Source organism: Tritonibacter sp. SIMBA_163, from assembly GCF_046535935.1.
GTDB lineage: Bacteria > Pseudomonadota > Alphaproteobacteria > Rhodobacterales > Rhodobacteraceae > Epibacterium > Epibacterium scottomollicae.
Map to the genome: position 1 here is coordinate 1 of NZ_JAWJBP010001064.1, position 245 is coordinate 245.

Below are 245 nucleotides of genomic sequence, written 5' to 3' on the forward strand. Positions count from 1 at the left end.
GATTTTGCCCGCGTCCTGAGCCATTGCGGCTCGCATCTGGACTTTGCCACCGTCCATGTCCCCTATCCCAACACCTAAACGCTCCGTGATCTGCAGGGCAAAGCTGCACTTTCGGCGCTATTGGCAGGGGTCATGGAGGCACGAGAGGGCCTGGATCGCCGGCGCCCGGAGTTGCTCAAAATTGCACCCGACCTGGGTGAGGCAGGTCTTGACGATATCGCTGATGTCGCGCGCGAAAGCGGGAT

General features: G+C 60.8%; 1 pseudogene. It reads left to right on the plus strand.

Annotated elements, in window-relative coordinates:
* Positions 1-245, plus strand: a pseudogene (locus R0J92_RS25610) (dihydroorotate dehydrogenase (quinone)); the annotation flags it as partial.